This window comes from Arthrobacter sp. 05L45_2 (genome assembly GCF_056397525.1).
This window is the reverse complement of sequence record NZ_JBFTNO010000064.1, coordinates 1-19,587: the sequence shown is the minus strand read 5'-3', so window position 1 is coordinate 19,587 and position 19,587 is coordinate 1. Positions and strand designations below refer to the sequence as shown.

Annotated in this window: 22 protein-coding genes, 1 pseudogene and 1 riboswitch; of the genes and pseudogenes, 16 read left to right on the top strand and 7 right to left on the bottom strand. The window is 68.3% G+C overall.

Annotated features, from left to right (window positions below; genetic code table 11):
• A pseudogene (locus tag AC1DHD_RS07285) lies at positions 1 to 211 on the top strand (hypothetical protein); the annotation flags it as partial.
• Between the two features lie 29 nt (positions 212 to 240).
• Here the strand turns inward: AC1DHD_RS07285 and AC1DHD_RS07280 are convergent.
• Entirely contained in the window at positions 241 to 567 is a 327-nt protein-coding gene (locus AC1DHD_RS07280; RefSeq protein ID WP_476879071.1) for a chorismate mutase, read from the bottom strand.
• Positions 568 to 581: 14 nt separating this feature from the next.
• On the opposite strand from AC1DHD_RS07280, the gene AC1DHD_RS07275 reads away from it, so the two are divergent.
• Positions 582 to 1,004 carry a VOC family protein gene (locus tag AC1DHD_RS07275; protein ID WP_476879070.1) on the top strand — a complete coding sequence of 141 codons (423 nt, stop codon included), beginning with the start codon at positions 582 to 584 and terminating at the stop codon, positions 1,002 to 1,004.
• A gap of 53 nt (positions 1,005 to 1,057) precedes the next feature.
• Here AC1DHD_RS07275 and AC1DHD_RS07270 read toward each other — a convergent pair whose 3' ends face one another.
• Positions 1,058 to 1,804 carry an SOS response-associated peptidase gene (locus AC1DHD_RS07270; RefSeq protein WP_476879069.1) on the bottom strand — a complete coding sequence of 249 codons (747 nt, stop codon included), beginning with the start codon at positions 1,802 to 1,804 and terminating at the stop codon, positions 1,058 to 1,060.
• Positions 1,805 to 1,938: 134 nt separating this feature from the next.
• Here AC1DHD_RS07270 and AC1DHD_RS07265 point away from each other — a divergent pair, with 134 nt between their 5' ends.
• From AC1DHD_RS07265 to AC1DHD_RS07255, 3 genes are all read left to right on the top strand, one after another.
• The gene (locus AC1DHD_RS07265) at positions 1,939 to 2,196 is read left to right on the top strand and encodes a mycoredoxin (RefSeq protein ID WP_138769191.1); all 258 of its coding nucleotides are present in this window, start codon (positions 1,939 to 1,941) and stop codon (positions 2,194 to 2,196) included.
• Between the two features lie 112 nt (positions 2,197 to 2,308).
• Positions 2,309 to 3,394, top strand: coding sequence for an S-(hydroxymethyl)mycothiol dehydrogenase (locus AC1DHD_RS07260; RefSeq protein WP_476879068.1), 1,086 nt, complete (start codon positions 2,309 to 2,311; stop codon positions 3,392 to 3,394).
• Positions 3,391 to 4,029: an MBL fold metallo-hydrolase gene (locus AC1DHD_RS07255; RefSeq protein ID WP_476879067.1), complete on the top strand. Its 639-nt coding sequence runs from the start codon at positions 3,391 to 3,393 to the stop codon at positions 4,027 to 4,029. The genes AC1DHD_RS07260 and AC1DHD_RS07255 overlap by 4 nt, the downstream gene beginning before the upstream one ends.
• A gap of 283 nt (positions 4,030 to 4,312) precedes the next feature.
• On the opposite strand, the gene AC1DHD_RS07250 is transcribed toward AC1DHD_RS07255, so the two are convergent.
• Genes AC1DHD_RS07250 through cycA form a run of 3 tightly spaced genes read right to left on the bottom strand, consistent with a single transcriptional unit; the run spans position 4,313 to position 7,606 of the window.
• The gene (locus AC1DHD_RS07250; protein WP_476879066.1) at positions 4,313 to 5,194 is read right to left on the bottom strand and encodes a methylenetetrahydrofolate reductase; all 882 of its coding nucleotides are present in this window, start codon (positions 5,192 to 5,194) and stop codon (positions 4,313 to 4,315) included.
• Between the two features lie 34 nt (positions 5,195 to 5,228).
• A complete protein-coding gene (gene purU / locus AC1DHD_RS07245) occupies positions 5,229 to 6,140 on the bottom strand; it encodes a formyltetrahydrofolate deformylase (RefSeq protein WP_476879065.1) in 912 nt (303 codons plus the stop codon).
• Positions 6,137 to 7,606, bottom strand: a complete 1,470-nt coding sequence (gene cycA, locus AC1DHD_RS07240; RefSeq protein WP_476879064.1) for a D-serine/D-alanine/glycine transporter — start codon at positions 7,604 to 7,606, stop codon at positions 6,137 to 6,139. The genes purU and cycA overlap by 4 nt, the downstream gene beginning before the upstream one ends.
• Positions 7,607 to 7,759: 153 nt before the next feature.
• Positions 7,760 to 7,857, bottom strand: a riboswitch (glycine riboswitch).
• A 319-nt stretch (positions 7,858 to 8,176) separates the two neighbouring features.
• On the opposite strand from cycA, the gene AC1DHD_RS07235 reads away from it, so the two are divergent.
• Positions 8,177 to 8,680: a DinB family protein gene (locus AC1DHD_RS07235; protein WP_476879063.1), complete on the top strand. Its 504-nt coding sequence runs from the start codon at positions 8,177 to 8,179 to the stop codon at positions 8,678 to 8,680.
• Between the two features lie 13 nt (positions 8,681 to 8,693).
• Here AC1DHD_RS07235 and AC1DHD_RS07230 read toward each other — a convergent pair whose 3' ends face one another.
• Positions 8,694 to 9,443, bottom strand: a complete 750-nt coding sequence (locus AC1DHD_RS07230; protein WP_476879074.1) for a lipoate--protein ligase family protein — start codon at positions 9,441 to 9,443, stop codon at positions 8,694 to 8,696.
• Positions 9,444 to 9,459: 16 nt separating this feature from the next.
• On the opposite strand from AC1DHD_RS07230, the gene AC1DHD_RS07225 reads away from it, so the two are divergent.
• Positions 9,460 to 9,843, top strand: a complete 384-nt coding sequence (locus AC1DHD_RS07225; RefSeq protein WP_476879062.1) for a DUF2177 family protein — start codon at positions 9,460 to 9,462, stop codon at positions 9,841 to 9,843.
• Positions 9,844 to 9,862: 19 nt separating this feature from the next.
• On the opposite strand, the gene AC1DHD_RS07220 is transcribed toward AC1DHD_RS07225, so the two are convergent.
• Positions 9,863 to 10,666 carry a thioesterase family protein gene (locus tag AC1DHD_RS07220; protein WP_476879061.1) on the bottom strand — a complete coding sequence of 268 codons (804 nt, stop codon included), beginning with the start codon at positions 10,664 to 10,666 and terminating at the stop codon, positions 9,863 to 9,865.
• Between the two features lie 124 nt (positions 10,667 to 10,790).
• Between AC1DHD_RS07220 and AC1DHD_RS07215 the strand changes: the two genes are divergently transcribed.
• From AC1DHD_RS07215 to AC1DHD_RS07175, 9 genes are all read left to right on the top strand, one after another.
• Positions 10,791 to 11,498: an endonuclease/exonuclease/phosphatase family protein gene (locus AC1DHD_RS07215; protein WP_476879073.1), complete on the top strand. Its 708-nt coding sequence runs from the start codon at positions 10,791 to 10,793 to the stop codon at positions 11,496 to 11,498.
• A 92-nt stretch (positions 11,499 to 11,590) separates the two neighbouring features.
• Complete coding sequence (locus AC1DHD_RS07210) at positions 11,591 to 12,856, top strand: alkaline phosphatase family protein (RefSeq protein WP_476879060.1); 1,266 nt, start codon at positions 11,591 to 11,593, stop codon at positions 12,854 to 12,856.
• On the top strand, positions 12,853 to 14,013 hold the full coding sequence (locus tag AC1DHD_RS07205) for an alkaline phosphatase family protein (protein WP_476879059.1): 1,161 nt from the start codon (positions 12,853 to 12,855) through the stop codon (positions 14,011 to 14,013). Before AC1DHD_RS07210 ends, AC1DHD_RS07205 begins: the two co-directional genes overlap by 4 nt.
• Positions 14,014 to 14,044: 31 nt before the next feature.
• Complete coding sequence (locus tag AC1DHD_RS07200) at positions 14,045 to 14,803, top strand: phosphatase PAP2 family protein (RefSeq protein WP_476879058.1); 759 nt, start codon at positions 14,045 to 14,047, stop codon at positions 14,801 to 14,803.
• A 10-nt stretch (positions 14,804 to 14,813) separates the two neighbouring features.
• Entirely contained in the window at positions 14,814 to 15,560 is a 747-nt protein-coding gene (locus tag AC1DHD_RS07195; protein WP_476879057.1) for a DedA family protein, read from the top strand.
• Between the two features lie 4 nt (positions 15,561 to 15,564).
• Positions 15,565 to 16,239, top strand: coding sequence for a response regulator transcription factor (locus AC1DHD_RS07190; RefSeq protein ID WP_476879056.1), 675 nt, complete (start codon positions 15,565 to 15,567; stop codon positions 16,237 to 16,239).
• Between the two features lie 7 nt (positions 16,240 to 16,246).
• Entirely contained in the window at positions 16,247 to 17,245 is a 999-nt protein-coding gene (locus tag AC1DHD_RS07185) for a sensor histidine kinase (RefSeq protein WP_476879055.1), read from the top strand.
• 104 nt (positions 17,246 to 17,349) lie between these two features.
• Entirely contained in the window at positions 17,350 to 18,504 is a 1,155-nt protein-coding gene (locus AC1DHD_RS07180) for a cation:proton antiporter (RefSeq protein WP_476879072.1), read from the top strand.
• A gap of 241 nt (positions 18,505 to 18,745) precedes the next feature.
• On the top strand, positions 18,746 to 19,587 hold an 842-nt coding region (locus AC1DHD_RS07175; RefSeq protein ID WP_476879054.1), incomplete at its 3' end, for an esterase/lipase family protein.

Here is a 19,587-nt window from a genome sequence, read left to right as displayed (position 1 = left end):
CGGCGAGGCCGTCTCCTTTTTCTGCTTCAGCCACGACGGCACGGAGGAGAACTTCGACATCAAGGGCGTGGAGCACTCCGGAAACACCATTACCGGGAATTTTCCGCTCAGCACGGTCATGGGCCTGGCCAAGGGCCACCTCATGACGGCGTACAGCGACTGTGAGGGCAGGGACTACCAGTCCAACGTGCCCGTAGAAGAATCCCTCTAGGTTCGCTCTAGGGGCGTCCTGCCGCAGCCTTAGCTGCTGGCCTTGTAAACTTCCAGCTCCAGCCGGATAAAGGCATCGATCATGCCCCGGTAAGTCTGTTCGACAATGTCGGTGTCGATGTCCTTCTGCTCAGCCGTTGCCTTGACGTGCTCCAGGACACGTTCAACACGGCCCGGCGCCCTGACCTCTGCGCTGTCGGCTTTCAGGGTTCCGGCGATCCGGATTAGCCGTTCGCGCCGGCCGATCAGCGCGACGATTTGCTCATCCACTTCGTCGACGGCCACCCGCACGGCGGCGAGCTGTTCCTTGTCGGCCTGGGCGTGTTTGGCGTCACGGTGATGTGTGGACATGTGCATGACAGTATCGAATCATGCAACCACGAGTCGACTTCATCTCATTGGGTGTCCGCAGCGTTGACGCCTCCCGCCGCTTTTATGTCGAGGGACTGGGGTGGCCTGTCCACCGCGAGGTTCCCGGCGAAGTGCTCTTCCTGCAGGCCAACCACGGCCTGGTTCTCTCCCTGTGGGATGCCGGCCAAATGCAGGCAGAGGCGGCCACGGACGCCCCGGCCGGCATCCCCTGCATTACCCTGAGCCACAACGTGGGCAGCGCCGCGGAAGTTGATGCCGCACTGCGCCAGGCAGAAGCCGCCGGGGGCGCCGTCGTCGCTGCTCCGAAGACGCAGCCCTGGGGCGGGTACACGGGCTACTTCGCGGACCCTGACGGCTTCCGCTGGGAGGTCGCCTTCAACCCCACGTGGACGGTCGACGCCGGCGGCAAAGTCACGGTCTAGGCGCGGCCTCGGGCCGCCCGCCGCAGCCGTTCGCGCGACCGGCGGGGTGTCCCCTAGAACAGGCTGCCGACCGGTTCGATCAGCTCCGGGGAATCGTTCCGGACATTCCCGACGGCGGTGCCCACGGCGTCGATCCTCCAGCCCTCGGCGACGTCGTGCGCACCGGCCCGGACCAGCCCCACCAGGGCGGCGGCGTCATCGGCCTGCGGGTCCAGCCAGGTCGCCATGGTAGCCCGGTCCATTGGCAGCGGAACGCGGTCGTGCAGCGCTGTCAGTTCGGCGAGCATCCCGTCGGCGTAGCCCTCCGGCGGGGAGTCAGTGGTCAGGATCGACGTGGACAGCAGCCAGCGTTCCGGATCCCCCTCGGCCTTGGACGGGTCTTTCCACCATTCGTAGAGGCCGGCGAAGACCACCGGGGAGCCGTCCGCCGGGTGCACGTAATAGGGCTGTTTGCCGCGGCCCTCACCCTTCCATTCGTAATATCCGTCCGCCGGCACAGCGCAGCGCCGGGCGCGGGTGGCTTTCCGGAAGGCCGGCTTCTCCAGCACACTCTCACTGCGGGCGTTGATCATCTTGGAGCCGATGCCCGGATCCTTGGCCCACGAGGGAACCAGGCCCCAGCGGGCAATGTGCAGTTGCCGCACCGGTTCGCCGTCCACCAGCCGCTCCAGCAGGATGGGCACGTCCGCCGTCGGGGCCACATTCCACGACGGCGGGATGACCACCTCCTCCTCGAGTCCGGCGTCGAACTCGGCCAGAAGGTCCCCGACAGCCCGGGCCATCACGTAGCGTCCACACATGGCACCAGCATGCCATCGGGACCCGCCGTGCGGGAATAGGGCCTCCCGGGTTACGGTTGATCACAGTGACATCCGGCTTTGCCGGCAGAGGCGCTGCCAACTGCGCGCCGCCCACCAGCGTTGAGGAGAACTTCGTGGACTTCACCCCCGATTCCGGCACCATCACCATGTTTTCGACCACCTGGTGCGGTTACTGCAACCGGTTGAAGAAGCAGCTGGACGCCCAGGGCATCGGCTACACCGAGATCAACATCGAGGAAGTCGAAGGCACCGCCGAACTTGTGGAGAAGCTCAACGGCGGCAACCGCACCGTCCCCACCGTCCTTTTCCCGGACGGCACGGCAGCCACCAATCCCTCGGCGGCCGAGGTCAAGACCCGCCTCGCGGCCTAAGCCCCACCAGGACACCCACCACCACACCACCACGGCGCGGACTCCCAGCTAACCCCGGGATTCCGCGCCGTGCCGCATCCCGTCGCGGACGCGGTGATGAAAGGAGCTACCCATGGTCCACGAAGTCAAAGGCGCGGTTGTCCGCTCCAAGAACGCCCCCGTCACCCTGGAGACCATCCTGGTTCCGGACCCCGGGCCCGGCGAGGCCCTGGTGGATATCCTCACATGCGGGGTCTGCCACACGGACCTGCACTACAAGCAGGGCGCCATCAACGATGACTTCCCGTTCCTGCTCGGCCATGAGGCCACTGGGGTGGTCAGCGCGGTGGGGCCCGGCGTCACCGAAGTTGCCCCCGGTGACCGGGTTGTCCTGAACTGGCGCGCTGTCTGCGGCGAGTGCCGCGCGTGCCGCCGCGGCGAGCCGCAGTACTGCTTCAACACGCACAACGCCACCCAGAAGATGACCCTGGCGGACGGCACGGAGCTCACCGCGGCGCTCGGCATTGGCGCCTTCGCCGAGAAAACCCTGGTGGCCGCCGGACAGTGCACCAAGGTGGACGCCGACGCCGACCCCGCCGCCATCGGCTTGCTCGGCTGCGGCGTGATGGCCGGCCTCGGCGCCGCGATCAACACCGGCAACGTCGGCCGCGGCAATTCCGTGGCCGTGATCGGCTGCGGCGGAGTGGGCGTGGCGGCCGTGGCCGGCGCGGCCCTGGCCGGCGCCACCACTGTCATCGCAGTGGACATCGACGCCAAGAAACTCGATCGCGCCAAGGAACTCGGCGCAACCCACACCGTGGACTCCTCCGGGGTGGACCCCGTCGAGGCGATCCGCGAACTGACCGGCGGCTTCGGCGCCGACGTCGTGATCGACGCCGTCGGCCGCCCGGAGACCTACAAGCAGGCGTTTTATGCCCGCGACCTCGCCGGCACCGTGGTCCTGGTGGGCGTTCCCAGCCCGGAGATGACCCTGGAACTGCCGCTGCTGGACGTGTTCGGCCGCGGCGGCTCCCTGAAGTCCTCCTGGTACGGCGATTGCCTCCCGTCCCGCGACTTCCCCATGCTGATCGACCTGTACCGGCAGGGCAGGCTCGACCTCGACGCCTTCGTCACGGAGCGGATCACCATCGACCAGATCGAGGACGCCTTCGACAAGATGCACGACGGTGCCGTGCTGCGTTCGGTGGTGGAACTGTGAGCGGCGGAGCACTGCGGATCGACCGCCTGGTCACGTCCGGGACGTTCTCGCTCGACGGCGGCACCTGGGACGTGGACAACAACGTCTGGATCGTCGGCAATGACGAGGACTGCGTGGTGATCGACCCCGCCCACGACGCCGACGCCACCGCGGCCGCCGTCGCCGGCCGGAACGTCAAGGCCATCCTGCTCACCCACGGCCACGACGACCACATCGCAGCGGTCGGCGCCTTCCGCAGCCTGGTCAACGCCCCGGTCTACCTGAACCAGCAGGACTGGATGCTGTGGGACCGCGTCTTCCCCGGGACCGAACCGGAGCACGGCATCGACGACGGCGATACGTTCGAGGTGGCCGGCGCCCGCCTCGAGGCGCTGCACACCCCGGGCCACTCCCCCGGCTCGGTGAGCTTCTACCTGCCCGCGAAGGGAACCGTGTTCACCGGTGACACGCTCTTCCAGGGCGGTCCGGGCGCCACCGGCCGGTCCTACAGCGATTTCCCCACCATCATCGGTTCCATCCGCGACCGGCTGCTCACGCTGCCCGCAGACACCGTGGTGCGCACCGGTCATGGCGATCCGACGACGGTGCGCGCCGAGGCGCCGCACCTGGAGGAGTGGATAGCCCGCGGCCACTGACAGCGCCGCGGGCCGCCACCGCCGCCCAGTCGACTTCGACTAGCCCACTTCGACTTGCCCACTTCGACGAACACCGTGTCGTCGCGGTGGAACATACGGCGGCCCTCGAGGCCGTTGAAGCGGACCCACATCACCGCACCGTCCGGCGTCGACCCGTCCACTGTTCCCGGCCCCAGGTAACGGCCGCCGGCCGTAATCCGTACCGGCAGGCCGCGCGGCAGAGCTGCCCACGGCAGCCGCCGCCCGGGACGCGGGAGCTGCCCGGCGTCGCCCGCCGGCGCGGTCATGGCTGCCGCTCCACCGGCGCCGCCGTTCCAGAAGCCGCCGTTACGCCGGCGCCGGCGGCGGCGTACGGTTCCAGATTGTTGAATGTATAGAGGTGGACGCCCGCCAGGGCCGGCTGCGCCGCCGACAATTCGGCCACGAGGCGGCTGGGCGAGTAGTTGCCGCCGTCGAGGAGCCGCCGGGCCAGCGGGCCCTTGCGGCTGATGAACCGCAGGGACGGTCCCACCCCGATCTTGGTCGCCAGCGAAATGAGCTTGGTCCGGGGAACGGACCCGGCGACGCCGGCCCACACCGGAAGGGTAACGCCTTCGCGGCGGAGCAACTCGACATACCAGCTGATCCGGGCCGCCGAGAAGCACATCTGCGTCACCACGCTGGTAGCGAGGTGCTGTTTTTCCAGCAGCGCATCCAGCATGTAGAGCTGGCTTTGCCCGGGATGCCCTTCCGGGTACCCGGCAACGCCGGCGGACATGGCCCCGCCGGACAAATCGGCGATGTCCTCCAGGAGCCGTGCACTGTTCTGGTACGGGCCGGCCGGCTGCGCGGCATCACCGCCGACGGCAAAAACCTCGTTGATCCCGGCGGTTCGGCACTCGGTAAGGATGCCGGCCAGTTGCGCACGGCTTTCAAGGCTCCTCGCTGCCAGGTGCGGGACTACGCTGTGGCCGAGCCGGCGCAGCTGGACGGCCGTTTCCAGGGTGGGTTGGACACCGTGATGGGGAAGGCAGGTCACGGTCAGTGCCGTTCCCGGCGCGAGTCCGGCCTGGACTCTGGTGACGATGCCGGAGGTGGGAATGATTTCCAGCCGCGCTGGCAGTGTTGTGTCCGGCTGGGCGGGCGGGGCATGGGACGCGGTTGACAGAGGAAGGTGGGTCTTCACAGGGAACTCCAGAATTTGGGCAGGCGGGCGCGGGTCAGCGCAGGATGACGGTGCGGTTCCCTGAGAGGATGATGCGCCCCTCGGAGTGCCAGCGGACGGCGTTCGTCAGGGCCTTGCATTCGGCGTCCCGGCCCACGGCGACGAGGTCCTCCGGGGTATAGGTGTGGTCCACCTCGATGACCTGCTGGGCGATGATTGGCCCCTCATCCAGTTCCGAGTTCACATAGTGCGCCGTGGCCCCGACAGTCTTGACGCCGCGGGCGTAAGCCTGGTGGTAGGGCTTGGCTCCTTTGAAGCTCGGCAGGAAGGAGTGGTGGATGTTGATGGCCCTGCCGGCGAGCCTGGCCGTGAGGTTGTCGCTGAGGACTTGCATGTACCGGGCGAGGACCACCAGTTCCACGTTGTACGCCTCCACCAGGTCCAGGAGCGTTGCTTCTGCCTCCGGTTTGGTCGCGGGGCTGACGGGCACGTGGTGGAAGGGGATCCCGTGCCAGGTGACCAGGCCCTCGTGGTCCGGGTGGTTGGACACGACGGCGACAATCTCGACCGGGAGTTCACCGATCCTGGCGCGGAAGAGAAGATCGTTCAGGCAGTGCCCGTATTTGGAGACCATAACGAGGATCCGCTGCTTCCGGCCGTGGCGTTCCAGCCGCCAGGTCATCGCCCACTCGGCGGCGACCGGCGCGAAATCCTGCCGGAGCTCCTCGACGTCCGCCGCGGTGCCGGTTGAGACGAAGTGCACGCGCATAAAGAAGTGCTCCACGAGCCGGTCGCCGAACTGCTTGATGTCCACAATGTTGCAGCCGTGGTCCAGGAGGAATTTGGACACGGCGTTGATGATGCCGGGTGATTCGGCGCAGTCGAGGGTGAGGACGAACTCGGCGCCGGGCTCTTCCCGCTGTTCAGTTGCGGGGCCGCCGGGCTGTGGGGTTGCTGCGGTGCTCACTGGCTCTCCACCTTCCGGGATCCGGCAGCTTCATCCTGCTCGGACTGGAGTTCGGCCTTGAAGGCCTCGTAACGGGCCAGGTGCACCGGACGGCGGCGCAGGACCAGCCATGCGGCGCCGAGGATGATGAACCAGACCGGCGTCACCAGCAGGGCCGACAACGTGTCCGGCTGCGTGGTCAGCGTCCAGAGCACGAAGGCGAAGAAGGCGAAGACGACCCAGACCATGGGCACGCCGCCGGGCATCTTGAACTTCGAGGCATCGTGCAGCTGCGGGCGGCGCCTGCGGAAGGCCAGGTAGCTGGCCAGGATGATGGACCACACGAAGACGAAGCAGACGGCGGACACGGTTGTAACCATTTCGAAGGCCTTGCCGATGTTCTCCCCCGCGTACATCAGCACGACGCCGGAGAGCAGCAGCACGCACGAGAGGAACAAGGCGTTCTGCGGAACCTTGCGGCGGGACAGCGCTGCGAAGGGGGCGGGGGCGTCACCTTCCTGGGCGAGGCCGTAGACCATGCGGGAGGTGGAGTAAATCCCGGAGTTGGCCGAGGACATGGCCGAGGTCAGGACCACCAGGTTGACCACGGTGGCGGCGGCGCCGAGACCGGCCAGGGAGAACATGGCGATGAACGGGCTGTGTCCGGCGGCGAACTGGGTCCACGGCGTGACCGACATCAGGATGATAAGTGCGCCGACGTAGAACAGCAGGACACGGATCGGAATGGAGTTGATGGCCCGCGGCAGGTTTTTCTCGGGGTCCTTGGCCTCGGCTGCGGTGGTGCCGACCAGTTCGATGCCGACGAAGGCGAAGACGGCGATCTGGAAGCCGGCCACAAAGCCCATGAACTCGTTCGGGAAGAACCCGCCGTGGCTCCAGAGGTTGCTGAAAGTCGCCGGTCCGGCGTCGGAGCTGAACCCGCTGAAGATCATAAACAGGCCCACCACAATCAACGCCGCTATCGCGACGATCTTGATCAGCGCGAACCAGAATTCGGTCTCGCCGAAGGCCTTGACGGTGGTCAGGTTCAGCAGCAGCAGGATCGCGATGGTGACCAGGCCCGGAATCCAGAGGGGCAGGCCGGGCCAGAGCTCCTGGGAGTACCCGGCAATGGCAATAACGTCGGCAATGCCGGTGATCACCCAGCAGAACCAGTACGTCCAGCCGGTGAAGAAGCCCGCCCACGGGCCCAGCAGATCGGCGGCGAAATCGCTGAAGGACTTGTAGTGCAGGTTGGAGAGCAACAGTTCGCCCATGGCCCGCATGACGAAGAACAGCATGAAGCCGATGATCATGTAGACGAAAATGACCGAGGGGCCGGCCGCGGAGATGGTCTTGCCCGAGCCCATAAACAGGCCCGTGCCGATGGCGCCGCCGATCGCGATGAGCTGGATGTGCCGGTTGCTGAGCTGCCGCTCGAGGTGGGGAGCTTCAACCATGGTGGAAGGTGGTCGCTGAATCGTCATAAGGAACTCCATCGTTCAAGTGGCTGGTGCCACGATGATTCGGGTTCCTCCCCGCTCTGTCTTGGACCTGAGAGTTTCCGCGTACCTGCCCCCGCAGGAACCGCTTGCACCGTCGGTGAGCCGGGAAATGATCCGGCTGCTTTCCAGAGTTGCCTCGCCGCGGCGGTACGTGGGCCTGAGAGATTCCTGGGGAGGATTTGCTCCTACGGCGCCTGCTGCATGTACCGGCAGGACTCTCCCGCCGCAGATCATAGGCTTGTTTACTTATAGGGGGTGACGCGGCGCTGCGGAGGGTGGCTCCGGGCAAGAACGCGTCGTCATGGTTGCCGTGCCCTGGCTCGGGCCGGTAACCGCCAAACATGATCGCCGGGACCTCCTCGGAAGGATTGTCCGGCGGATTCAGTGTGGGATGGATCACGCCGGAAAGTCAAACCGCCGGATTTGTGACGCAGCCCGCGTTCCGGCGCTACCCGCCGGTAGGTCCTCCGGGCGGATAGCACCGGCCGGGCCGGAGGGGCCGCAGGGGCCGCAGGGGCCGGTGCCGGGCCGGGTGCTATTAGGATGTGGCCTATGAGCCATCACCCCAGCACGGAGCCCGGTATTTTCGCGGCGGATCTGCGGACGCAGTTCGACGCGTTCCTCGACGAACACCGGGCCGCGCTGCACGATTGCCTGGACGGAATGACCGAACAGGAGGCCCGCGCGTCCCTGGTCCCCTCCCGCACCACGCTGCTGGGGCTGGTCAAGCACGCCACGTTCGTGGAGAAGGTCTGGTTCGACGAGGCCATCACCCGCCGCAGCCGGCAGGACATCGGTATTCCGGCCACCCCGGACGAGTCCTTCATCCTGGCTGCCGATGACTCGATCGCCGGCGTCCAGGCCGCGTACCGGGAAGCCTGCGCCCAGTCGCGTGAGCGCGCCGCACCCCTGGGCCTGGACCACCTGGTGACCGGAAACAGGCGCGGCCCGCTGCCGCTGCGGTGGGTTTACCTGCACCTGTTGCGGGAACTGGCCCAGCACTGCGGGCACGCCGATATCCTGCGCGAACAGCTCCTGGCCGCCCGCCCAGCGTGAGCCGTCTCGGCCGTTAGGGCAGCAGGGCGCCGAAGTCGCCGTCGTCGAGCGTGGCGTACCGGGCGTAGGCGGCCAGTACGGCTGCCTCCACGGCGGGCACGTCCAGGCCCGGGACCAGGTCATCGGCGGCGCCGGCGGTGGCCGGGTCCCAGTCAAGGCCCAGCGCGGCGTAACTCGCCTCGAGGACTGCCCTGATGGGCGCGGAGTTCTCCACGATGATCACGGAGCTGAACAGCCAGCCGCCGGCCACCACTCGCTGGGCGGTGCCGACCAGCTTGATGGGGTGCTCCGGGACCAGGGGATCCCGGCCGTGGACACTGAATTCGCCCGGGCAGTACTCCCCCGGAATCTCGCCGACAGCGGCCGCCACCCCGGCGTCGCGCAGGGCCTGCGCCAGCAGCTCGCCGAAGAGGGAGAACCGGCCTTTGGCCCCGGCAATCGCGTCAGCATGGGGCTCCAGGTGGTCGATCACCAGGGTGCCCTCGTGGTACGCGGCGGCCCTGCCCCCGGCCTTCCGGACCAGCGGTTCGAAACCAAGTTCCCGGCAGGCCAGGGTGGCGGCGTCAAAGCCAGGCAAGTGGGTGTCACGCTGGCCGAACGCCACCGTGGGGGCGGGCCGGTAGAGCCGCAGCAGGGGGACCAGGGACCCGGTCTTGACCCGCTGCAGAAGGGTCAGGGCGAAGTCGAGGTCCGCCGCCGGGCCGAGGGAGTGATCCTGCCGGAACACCGTCAGGTTCCGGGGTCCCGCCGCGGCCTGCTGCATGTTGTTATGCTCCCTTATGGTCATTCTGCAATTCCTGGTGGTAGCCGCCGCGTTCGCCGTCATCGACGCCGTCTGGCTCAAGTCGATGAACAAGTTCTACCGCCGGCACTTGGGCCACCTGATGTCGGACAAGCCCCATCTAGGGTACGCCGTGGTGTTCTACGTGCTGTACATCGCCGGGATCCTCTTCTTTGCCCTCCGGCCCGCGCTCGACGGCGGCAGCTGGCTGACGGCGCTGGGTTACGGCGCCGCGCTGGGCGGCTTCGCCTATGCAACCTATGACCTCACCAACGCCGCCACCCTGAAAAACTGGCCGCTGGCGATCGTGGTCGCGGACATCCTCTGGGGCGCGTTCCTGACCGGCCTGGCCACCGTCGTCGGCTGGCTCGTTTTCCACTAGCCGGCGCCGCGGCCGCCGGTCAGCTCTTCCGCAGCGTCAGGATCTGTTCGGCTCGCCCGAACGGTCCCGTGAGGTCGTGCAGCACGGTGGAGGTCAGGCCGATGCCGTCCGTACCGAAGGAGACCTCGTTGTCCAGGCCAAGCCACTCGCCCTCGGGCCGCCGGTACATGTGGATCTGGAGGTCCAGGTTGGGGAACGCGTAGCTGCCCTTTCCCGGCGGAACCCGGGCGGCAATGCCGTTGGCCGTATCCACCAGTCCGATCAGCCGGGCGAGGTCGCTGCTGTCCGCCCGGTCGGTCAGCGGGTAGTCGGTGTGCAGCCAGACGGTTCCGGAACCGGCACGGTGCCCCTCGGCGATCCGCATGCTCAGGGAGGCGATGTACCCGCCGGGCCAGACCGTGGCGGCGTCGTACGGCTCGCAATTCTCCGGTGCCGGGATCCGCGGATCTTCAAACGCGGCGACAGCCGAGGTATCGGAGGTCACCATCCGCCAGGCCGTCGCCCGGATGGCCACGCGGCCGCCGGCAACCAACTCGGCCTGCAGCAGTTCGATGGTGCGGCCGGGGCGCAGCGTGGTGGTGGTGACCTCGAATTCGCCGCCGGGGATGAGGCCGAGGATCTCATAGCTGATGCGGGCCATGCGCATGTCATCGCGCGGCTCGTGCCGGGCCAGGCAGTCGGCCATAATGCCCGACGCCGGTGCCATGTGCTGTTCGTGCTCGTTCCAGGCGCCCTGGGCGTGGACGGTGGAGCGGAAACGCCCGCCGCCGAGCACCTCGTAGTAGAAATCGCCCTCGGCCAGCACCGGTAATTCAGCAGTCAACGTCGACCCTTTCGCAGCAACAATCAGAGAATCCCCACCACCCTATCGCCTCCTCCCCCGGCCGGACTGGGTAGACTCGGGATCAGGCTTACCCCGACTATCGTGCGAAGAGGTGCTCCCCCTGATCCGAGTAATCAGCTACAACCTCCGGAAACACAAGGCCAGCGGCGAACTGGAAGCCCTGGCCAGYGGCTATGCAATCGATGCGCTCTGCCTCCAGGAGTGCGACACCGAAGACCTGCCGGACAGCATCGGCGACCTTCAGCTGGCGGACGCCACGCGAGGCAACCGGCTGGGCCTGGCCATCTACTACCGCCAGGACCGTTTCACCGCCTACGAGACCAAGACCTTCGCGCTGAAGAAATCCCTGCACGACCGGGTCCTGGCACCAGCACACGAACGGCTGATCGGCACCCGGGTGGTGGACAACCAAACAGACCATGACCTGGTGATCGCCTCCTTCCACGCCGCGCCGCTTACGGCCTCGAACTCCCTGCGCCGGAACCAGATCCACGCCGCGCACGGGGAACTGCTGAGCATGGGCGGCGGGCCGATGACGCTGATGGTGGGCGACTTCAACTATCCGTTCTTCACCAAGTACCTGACGGAGCAGATGAAGGACGCGGGCTACGAACTCTCGCTCAGCGACCGGAGGACCTACACCCGGTACAAGGTGTTCAAGGGCCACTTTGATTTCGCCACGTCCCAGGGCCTGATGATTGACAACGTCGAAACGCTGCCCCGCGGYGCCTCCGACCACCTGCCCATCCTCATCACGGCGGAGTACGGGCAGGACGCCAAGGGCGCCACCGGGGTGAGCGGCGCGGCCTGAGCCACTCGGGCTGCTAAACACCCGGTTAACTGTTCATGAACGGGCCAACAAACGGCCCGGACCCGTGATCTTTTCGTGATCTACTTTTGGGCGTGAACTTAACTCGACGTCACTTTATGACCGCCGCCCGGACCGTCGCGGCCACCGCCCTCGCCACCGGGGGCGCGGCCCGTGCGGCCCAGACGGCAGCGGCCCTGCCGACGCCGGCAGGCTCCGGAATCGAGCACATCATCGTGGTGATGATGGAGAACCGCTCCTTTGACCACTTCCTGGGCTGGATGCCCGGCGCGGACGGCAAACAGTCCGGGCTCAGCTTCACGGACCGCTACGGGATCCCGCATGCGACCCATCACCTGACGGACTTCCAGGGCTGCGGCCATCCTGACCCGGACCACTCCTACGAGGGCGGCCGGATCCAGTACAACGGCGGCAAGAACAACGGCTGGCTCCTGGCCGGCGAGAACGACGAGTTCGCCGTCGGCTACTACGACGCCGCCGACCTCGACTTCTGGCGGCAGGCCGGCCCGGACTGGACCGTCTGCGACCGGTACTTCGCGGCGACCATGGCCGAGACCTATCCCAACCGCTTCTACCAGCACTCCGCGGCCACGGACCGGATCCATAACTCGACCGTCACGTCCACCCTGCCSACCATCTGGGACCGGCTSGCCGCCGCMGGSGTMKCCGGCAAGTACTACTACGGCGACATCCCCTTCACCGCGCTSTGGGGSRCCAAGTACCAGGGCATCTCRCACCAYTACTCGGAGTTCCTCACGGACTGCTCGGCGGGGACGCTGCCGGCGGTGTCGTTCGTCGACCCGCGGTTCACCGACGAGGGCTCCGGCACCTCGGGTGATGACCACCCCCACGCGGACATCCGCTCCGGCGAGACGTTCCTCGCCGAGGTCTACAACGCTGTCACCAGCGGACCGAGCTGGGCCAACACTCTGCTGGTGGTCAACCACGACGAGTGGGGTGGCTTCTTCGACCACGTCGCACCGGCCGCCGCCCCCGACACCAGCGCCGCCACCGCGCTGCGCGGCTTCCGGGTCCCCTCCGTGGTGATCTCCCCGCGTGCCCGGCGCCGGTACGTGGCGCACGACGTCTACGACCACACCTCGGTCCTCAAGGCGATCGAATGGCGCTGGAACCTGCCCCCGCTGACCCCGCGCGACACCGCGGCCCGCAACATCGCCGAAGTCCTGGACTTCGGGACACCGCCCAACCTGGCCGCCCCCAAGTACCTCGTGCCGCCCTTCGCCGCCGGGCCGGCCTGCACTCCCGTAGGACCGCCGGCGGCCGAGGAATGGTCCGGCCTGAAACAGAAAGCCCTCGCCGACGGATGGAAGCTCCCGTGAACACCACCACCGCACCGCCCGCCACCGCGCAGCCCCGCGGCCGCAGCCRCCGCTACCTCCGGAGGGCCGCTGCGGCCGCGCTGGTGCTGCTCGGCGCCGCGGCACTCAGCTACGGGCCCCCGTCCGCGACGGCAGGCACACCGGCAAACGCCGCGGCTCCCGCAACGGCCGCCGCAGGCAGTTACCTGCCCGRCGCCAAGCACGTCTTTGTGATCAACCTGGAAAACAAGGGGTATGACGAAACATGGGGACCGGCGTCGGCCGCGCCCTACCTTTCGCAGACGCTCCGGAGCCAGGGTGTGCTGTTGAACCAGTACTTCGGCACGGCCCACAACTCGCAGCCCAACTACGTGGCCCAGATTTCCGGGCAGGGCCCAAACCCCCAGATGCARGCCGACTGCCAGAGCTACACGCCGTTCACCGGCACCGGCACGGCCAGCCCCGGCCAGGCCGTGGGTGACGGGTGCGTCTTCCCGGCCAGCGTGCCCACGGTCGCCGGCCAGCTGAAGGCCGCCGGCAAGACGTGGAAGGGATACATGGAGGACATGGGAACCCCGTGCCGGCACCCCGCCCTGGGCGCCGTTGACGACACCCAGAAAGCCAAAGTCGGGGACCAGTACGCGGCCCGCCACAACCCCTTCGTCTACTTCGCCGGGATCACGGGCTCGCCCGATTGCGCTGCCAACGACGTCGACCTCACATCCCTGAAAACGGACCTCGCCTCCGCCGCCTCCACCCCAAACCTGTCCATGATCACCCCCAACCTCTGCCACGACGGCCACGACTCCCCCTGCGTCGATGGACAGCCGGGCGGCCTGGCCAGCGCCGACGCGTGGCTCAAGCAGTGGGTGCCCGCCATCACCTCCTCCCCCGCGTTCAAACAGGACGGGGTCCTGGTGATCACCTTCGACGAATCGGACGGACCGCAGAGTGACGCCAGTGCGTGCTGCGGCGAGGGCCCGGGACCGAATTCCGCGCTGCCGGGCATCACGGGCCCCGGCGGCGGCCGGGTGGGCGCACTGGTGCTCTCGCCCTTCACCAAGGGCGGCACCTGGTCCACCACGCCCTACAACCACTACAGCCTGCTGGCCAGCATCCAAGACACCTTCGGCCTGCCGTACCTGGGCTACGCCGGGACTCCCGGGCTGAGCGCGTGACTGCGCGCCCACCACCGAGCCGGAGGATTCGATGACTGGACCTGCCCCTGAGGACCGCCTAGCACCACCCAGCTTCCCGGTGGGCCCGCCCGCCGCCGGGCTGCGCTTCCGGGCACTCCCGCAGGTCCGCCACTGGCTCCTGGTGGGCCTGCTCCTTTGCGCCGCCGTGATCGCCCTGGGCCTGACCGTTCAGCTGGTGCCGGGCGACACCCAGGCCGAGCTAAGTGTGGACCAGGGCCTCAGCCAGCACCACGCCGCGGCGCTGACCGCGCTCGCCATGGGCATCAGTGTGCTGTTCGGCCCGCTGCCCGGGCTGGTGCTGATCGGCGCCATCGCGCTCTGCGTCCTGCTGTTCCGCCGCGACCTCGTCACGGCTGTGGCGTTCGGCCTGGTTGCCTGCTCCGGCTGGGCGGCGAGCGAGGTCTTCAAACTCCTGATCGCCCGCCACCGGCCCGATCAGGCCCAGCTGTTCGATCCRCTGGCCCCCGAGTCAGGAACGGACAGCTTCCCCTCCGGCCACGTCTCCTTCGCCGTCGCCCTCGCCTTCGCGCTCTACTTCCTGGCCCGCGGCACCCGCTGGTCCAAGGTGGCCGCCTACGCCGGCGCCGCCATGGCCCTCGTGGTTGCCTGGTCACGCCTATACATCGGGGTCCACTACCCCACTGACGTCACAGGCTCGTTCCTGGCCGCAGGRGCTGCAGTCGTTCTGCTCTCCGGACTCTGGAACCGCTTCGCGCCGCGGCTTGTCGACAGGCTGCCCGCCGCCGTCGTCCGCGCACACCGACCCTAAGGACGTGACCATGCACAGCATTTTGACCACCGGGCTGGCCCCGGCCCTGGCGGCCGCGGCCGGCACGCCGTCCCTGCTGGACCCGGCCAGCCTGCTCGCCGGGCTCGGACCCGCCGCCCTCGGCGTCATCGCCGCCATGGTGTTTGTGGAGTCCGGCGTCCTGTTCCCGTTCCTGCCCGGCGATTCCCTGCTCTTCACCGCCGGACTGCTGCACCAGCAGCTCCACCTGACATTGCCCGTGCTGATCGGCGTCGTCACCGCTGCCGCCGTGGCGGGCGACCAGGTCGGCTACATGCTGGGGCGCACCTTCGGCCGACGGTGGTTCAAAGATGACGCACGGATCCTCAAGACCGCCCACCTGGCAACCACCGAGGAGTTCTTCCGCCGGCACGGTGGTGCCGCCGTCGTACTTGCCCGGTTTGTGCCCATGGTCCGGACGTTCGCCCCGCTGACGGCCGGCATCGGCCGCTACGGGTACAAGGCCTTCACGCTCTGGAACATCGTCGGGGCGTTCGCGTGGGCGGTGTCCGTGACCCTGCTCGGTACCTGGCTGGGCCACTACGAGATCATCGCCAAGAACATCGACGTCATCGCCGTCGTTATGGTCCTCGTCTCGGTCGTTCCCTGGATCATCCAACTGCTCAAGCGCCGCCGCCAGAACCGGCGCGACGCCGCGGATGCCGGTGGCACGCCGGCCGCGGACGGCGGCGACACGGGCGACGTCGAACCCAACCGGGAGCTGGCCGCGAAAGAATAGCCGCATGACAGTCACTGACCGGCCCGCCCTCCTGCTCGTCGAGGACGACCCCGTCCTGGGACCGCTGATCGCCGAACTGCTGGAACCGGACTACCGCGTGCGCCTGGCCGCCAACGGCCAGGACGGCCTGCACCTGGGCCTCACCGAGCCGTGGGACGTGCTGGTGATCGACCGCGGCCTGCCCGGGATGGACGGGATAGCCGTGATCGCGGCCCTGCGGTCCAAGGGAATCGCCACGCCCATCCTGATCCTGACTGCGCTGGCGGAGCCGGACGAGAAGGTCCGCGGGCTGGATGCCGGCGCCAACGACTACGTCACCAAACCCTTCGACGCCGGCGAGCTGGCCGCACGGCTGCGCGCACTGACCCGCAGCTACGCCCCGGCCGGCGGGCCGGTCACCATCGGCGGCTGGGAGCTGGACCCGTCCTCGCGCACTGTCCGCTCGGTGTACGGCGGGCTGGTGTCGCTGACGGCGAAGGAATCCGAACTCCTGGCAGCCCTGGCCGCCGAACCCGGCCGGGTGTTTACCCGCGACGAGCTCTTGGCCGCCCTGTTCGACCCCACGGACCAGCCCGGAGTGATCGACACCTACGTCCACCACCTCCGCCGCAAGATCACCCGGTCCGTCATCCGGACCGTCCACGGCGTCGGCTACCAGATCGGCGACGCCGATGACTAAGGAAGAGATGACACCAGGACCATCGCGCGGTGGAACCCCGGACCAGTCCACCCTGCGCAGGGCATCCCTGAAGGTGGCTGTGCGCATCAGTGCTGCCTGCGCCGTGATGGTCCTGGGCCTGCTCGCCGTAGCCGCCCTGTATCTGATGAACAAACTTGCCCGGCCGGAGCTGGTGCCCCCGGGCCCTGGCGGCACAACCTACGCCTACCTGGACTCGAAGGACCTGCTCGAGGCCATGATCGTTGCCGGAGTCGCCGGCATCGCGCTCGCCGGGCTGGTGGGGTGGCTCAGCGCCCGCAGCGCCATCCGGCCGCTGGGCGAAGCCCTGGCCCTGCAGCGCAGGTTCGTCCAGGACGCCAGCCACGAACTCCGCACCCCGCTCGCCATCCTGGATACCCGCATCCAGCTGGCGCAGCGCGGCGCAGAGCCGGAGTCAGCGGCGGCCAGGCAGCTGGCCCGGATCCGAGAGGACGCGGCAACACTCACCGGGATCGTCAACGAACTCCTGCTGGCGGCCACGGCCGACACCCCGGACCCGGCCGCCGAACCGGTGGATCTGGCCGACGTCGCGGCCTCCGTCGCCGAGAGCCTCGAGCAGCTGGCGGCCGCCGGCAACGTCAGCGTGGATTTCTCCGCCGTCGACCGTCCGCACGCCCGGATCGAACGGAACGCGCTGCGCCGTGCGGTGCTGGCACTCGCGGACAACGCCCTTGCCCACACTCCCCCGGGCGGCCGGGTCTCCATTTCAACCGAGGCCACGCCGCACCAGGCTGTTATCACCGTGGCGGACACCGGGACGGGGATCACCGGCGTCGATCAGGAGCGCATCTTCGACCGTTTTGTCCGGACGCCCGGGTCCGACGGCGCCGCACGCCAGCGGAGCTTCGGCATCGGCCTGTCCCTGGTCCGTGAAATTGCCATGGCTGCCGGCGGCACCGTTGAGGTTGCCCGGACGGGGGCCGACGGAACGGTTATGCAGATCATCCTTCCCCCGGCCGCACCCTAACTCCGACGCCGGGGCGCCCAGACGCGGGCACCCGAACGTCCGCGGGGCTACTCTCATTCCATGGCGAGAGAATGCAGGACGCGTGCCAGCCGGGCAGGCACCGGATGACGTTCCTGTCCCTGTCGCTGATCGCGGTGGTCGCGCTGGCCGGGCCGCTCCTCGCATTGCCGGCCCGCTGGCGGCTGCCCGTTGTCCTCGGCGAGCTGCTCGCCGGCGTGGTGATAGGCCGGACCGGCTTCTCCCTCGTCGATCCCGAAGACCCCACCCTCAGCCTCTTGGCCAGCATCGGCTTCGCACTGATGATGTTCGTCGCCGGAACCCACGTCCCGGTCCGGGACCCGGAAATCCGAGCGGCCCTGGGGAAGGGGTCGGCCCGGACCGCGCTGGCGGCCGCGGCGGCAGTGATCGTCGGCACGGGGGTGGGCCTGGCGTTCGGCACCGGCCATGCCCCGTTGTACGCCGTGCTCCTGGCGTCCTCGTCCGCGGCCCTGGTGCTCCCGATCGTCGACTCACTGCGCCTGCGCGGACCGGACGTCGTCGCCACGACAGCCCAGGTGGCCATTGCCGACATCGCCTGCATTCTCGCCCTGCCGCTGGCGGTGGACCCGCCGAATGCAGGACGCGCCGCCCTGGGGGCGCTCGCGGTGGGAGCCGCCGCCGTCGCCCTCTTCTTCGTGCTGCGAGCCCTGGAGCGAAACGGGACCCGGCAGCGGATGCACCGGTTGTCCGAGGACCGCAAGTTTGCCCTGGAGCTGCGGATCCAGCTGGCACTGCTGTTTGCCCTGGCCGGAGTGGCGAGCTTCGGCCACGTATCGGTGATGCTGGCGGGGTTCTCGTTCGGACTGGTGGTCTCCGCCGTCGGCGAACCCCGGCGCCTGGCCCGCCAGCTTTTTGCCGTGAGCGACGGCTTTCTTGGCCCCATCTTTTTCGTCTGGCTGGGCGCTTCCCTTAACCTGCGTGACCTCGCCGGGCATCCGGACATGGTCCTCCTGGGATTGTCGCTGGGGATCGGCACCCTTCTGCTCCATGCCGGCCTCAGGGTGTTCGGAATGCCGCTGCCGCTCGGCGTACTCTCCGCCGCCCAGCTGGGTGTGCCGGTGGCGGCAGCCAGCATCGGCACACAGCTCCATGTCCTGCAGCCCGGAGAGAACGCGGCCCTGCTCCTGGGCGCGCTGGTGACTATCGCCACGAGCGCTTGGGCGGGATCGCGGGCCGCCCGGGACTTCGCCCCGCCGTCCGGCGCCGYAGCCGTCGGCTAAGCCAGCGGAAACCGGAGGTGCGAAACGCGAAAACGTGCACCCTGGCCGCCCGGTTACCGGAAAGTAACCCCGTTCGGCCAAATAGGCGTGCACAAACGTGCAGAACCCTCTGAACGTCGCGCCATGGTCCCTACCGTGGAAAGGGTGGGCGTGAGTCAGGTCACAGTGGGGAAGGGCCGGCAACTCGCCTGCATCCATCAAGCCCCTCACCGTTGAGGGGCCCAACCTAAGAGGTAGTCCCGTGACCAAGCCCAATATTGCGTCCCGACCGGCCCGCGCAGTCGCCAAGTCCGCCGCGCTCGCAGCCATCGCCCTGCTCTGCGGATCCCTGGCGTCGGCCCCCGCGGCCACCGCAGACACTGTTGACGTCTCCCCGCCCGGGGCAAACGACTGGTCCTGCAAGCCCAGCGCGGCGCACCCCCGTCCCGTGATTCTCGTCCCGGGCACCTTTGAGAACATGGCGAAGAACTGGGCCACCATGGCGCCTGCCCTCAAGAACCAGGGCTACTGCGTCTATGCCCTCAATTACGGAGCGACCAACGGGATCGATGCCACCGGACCGGTCGCAGACTCCGCGGCCCAGCTTGCCCCGTTCGTGGACGCCGTGCTGGCCTCGACCGGAGCAAAGCAGGTGGACCTGGTGGGGCACAGCCAGGGCGGGATGATGCCCCGGTACTACCTGGGGTTCCTGAACGGGGCGAAAAAGGTCAACCAGCTGGTGGGCATCGCCCCGTCGAACCACGGGACCCAGGGACTGATTACACCGGCCCCGGGCTCCGTGCCGCCGGCAACGTCGGTTGGCGGCTCCAATTGCCAGGCCTGCGCCGACCAGCAGGCCGGCTCCGCGTTCCTGACCAAGCTGAACTCCATCGGAGACACCGTGGCCGGACCGGTGTACACCGTCATCTCCACCACGCACGATGAGGTGGTGACCCCGTACCAGAGCCAGTTCCTGGCCGGATCCGCGCAGAAGGTCACCAACATCACCATCCAGGACAAGTGCCCGGCGGATGTGATCGAGCACGACCAGACGCCGAACGACCCCGTGGTGCAGCGCCTCGTCTCCAACGCGCTGGGCCGGCC

Coding starts and splice junctions, on each gene's coding strand:
- AC1DHD_RS07260 (WP_476879068.1), top strand. CDS start 2,309: ATGGTCCACGAAGTCAAAGGCGCGGTTGTCCGCTCCAAGAACGCCCCC.
- AC1DHD_RS07190 (WP_476879056.1), top strand. CDS start 15,565: ATGACAGTCACTGACCGGCCCGCCCTCCTGCTCGTCGAGGACGACCCC.
- AC1DHD_RS07275 (WP_476879070.1), top strand. CDS start 582: ATGCAACCACGAGTCGACTTCATCTCATTGGGTGTCCGCAGCGTTGAC.
- cycA (WP_476879064.1), bottom strand. CDS start 7,606: ATGACGATTCAGCGACCACCTTCCACCATGGTTGAAGCTCCCCACCTC.
- AC1DHD_RS07235 (WP_476879063.1), top strand. CDS start 8,177: ATGAGCCATCACCCCAGCACGGAGCCCGGTATTTTCGCGGCGGATCTG.
- AC1DHD_RS07230 (WP_476879074.1), bottom strand. CDS start 9,443: ATGCAGCAGGCCGCGGCGGGACCCCGGAACCTGACGGTGTTCCGGCAG.
- AC1DHD_RS07225 (WP_476879062.1), top strand. CDS start 9,460: ATGGTCATTCTGCAATTCCTGGTGGTAGCCGCCGCGTTCGCCGTCATC.
- AC1DHD_RS07270 (WP_476879069.1), bottom strand. CDS start 1,804: ATGTGTGGACGCTACGTGATGGCCCGGGCTGTCGGGGACCTTCTGGCC.
- AC1DHD_RS07195 (WP_476879057.1), top strand. CDS start 14,814: ATGCACAGCATTTTGACCACCGGGCTGGCCCCGGCCCTGGCGGCCGCG.
- AC1DHD_RS07185 (WP_476879055.1), top strand. CDS start 16,247: ATGACACCAGGACCATCGCGCGGTGGAACCCCGGACCAGTCCACCCTG.
- AC1DHD_RS07280 (WP_476879071.1), bottom strand. CDS start 567: ATGCACATGTCCACACATCACCGTGACGCCAAACACGCCCAGGCCGAC.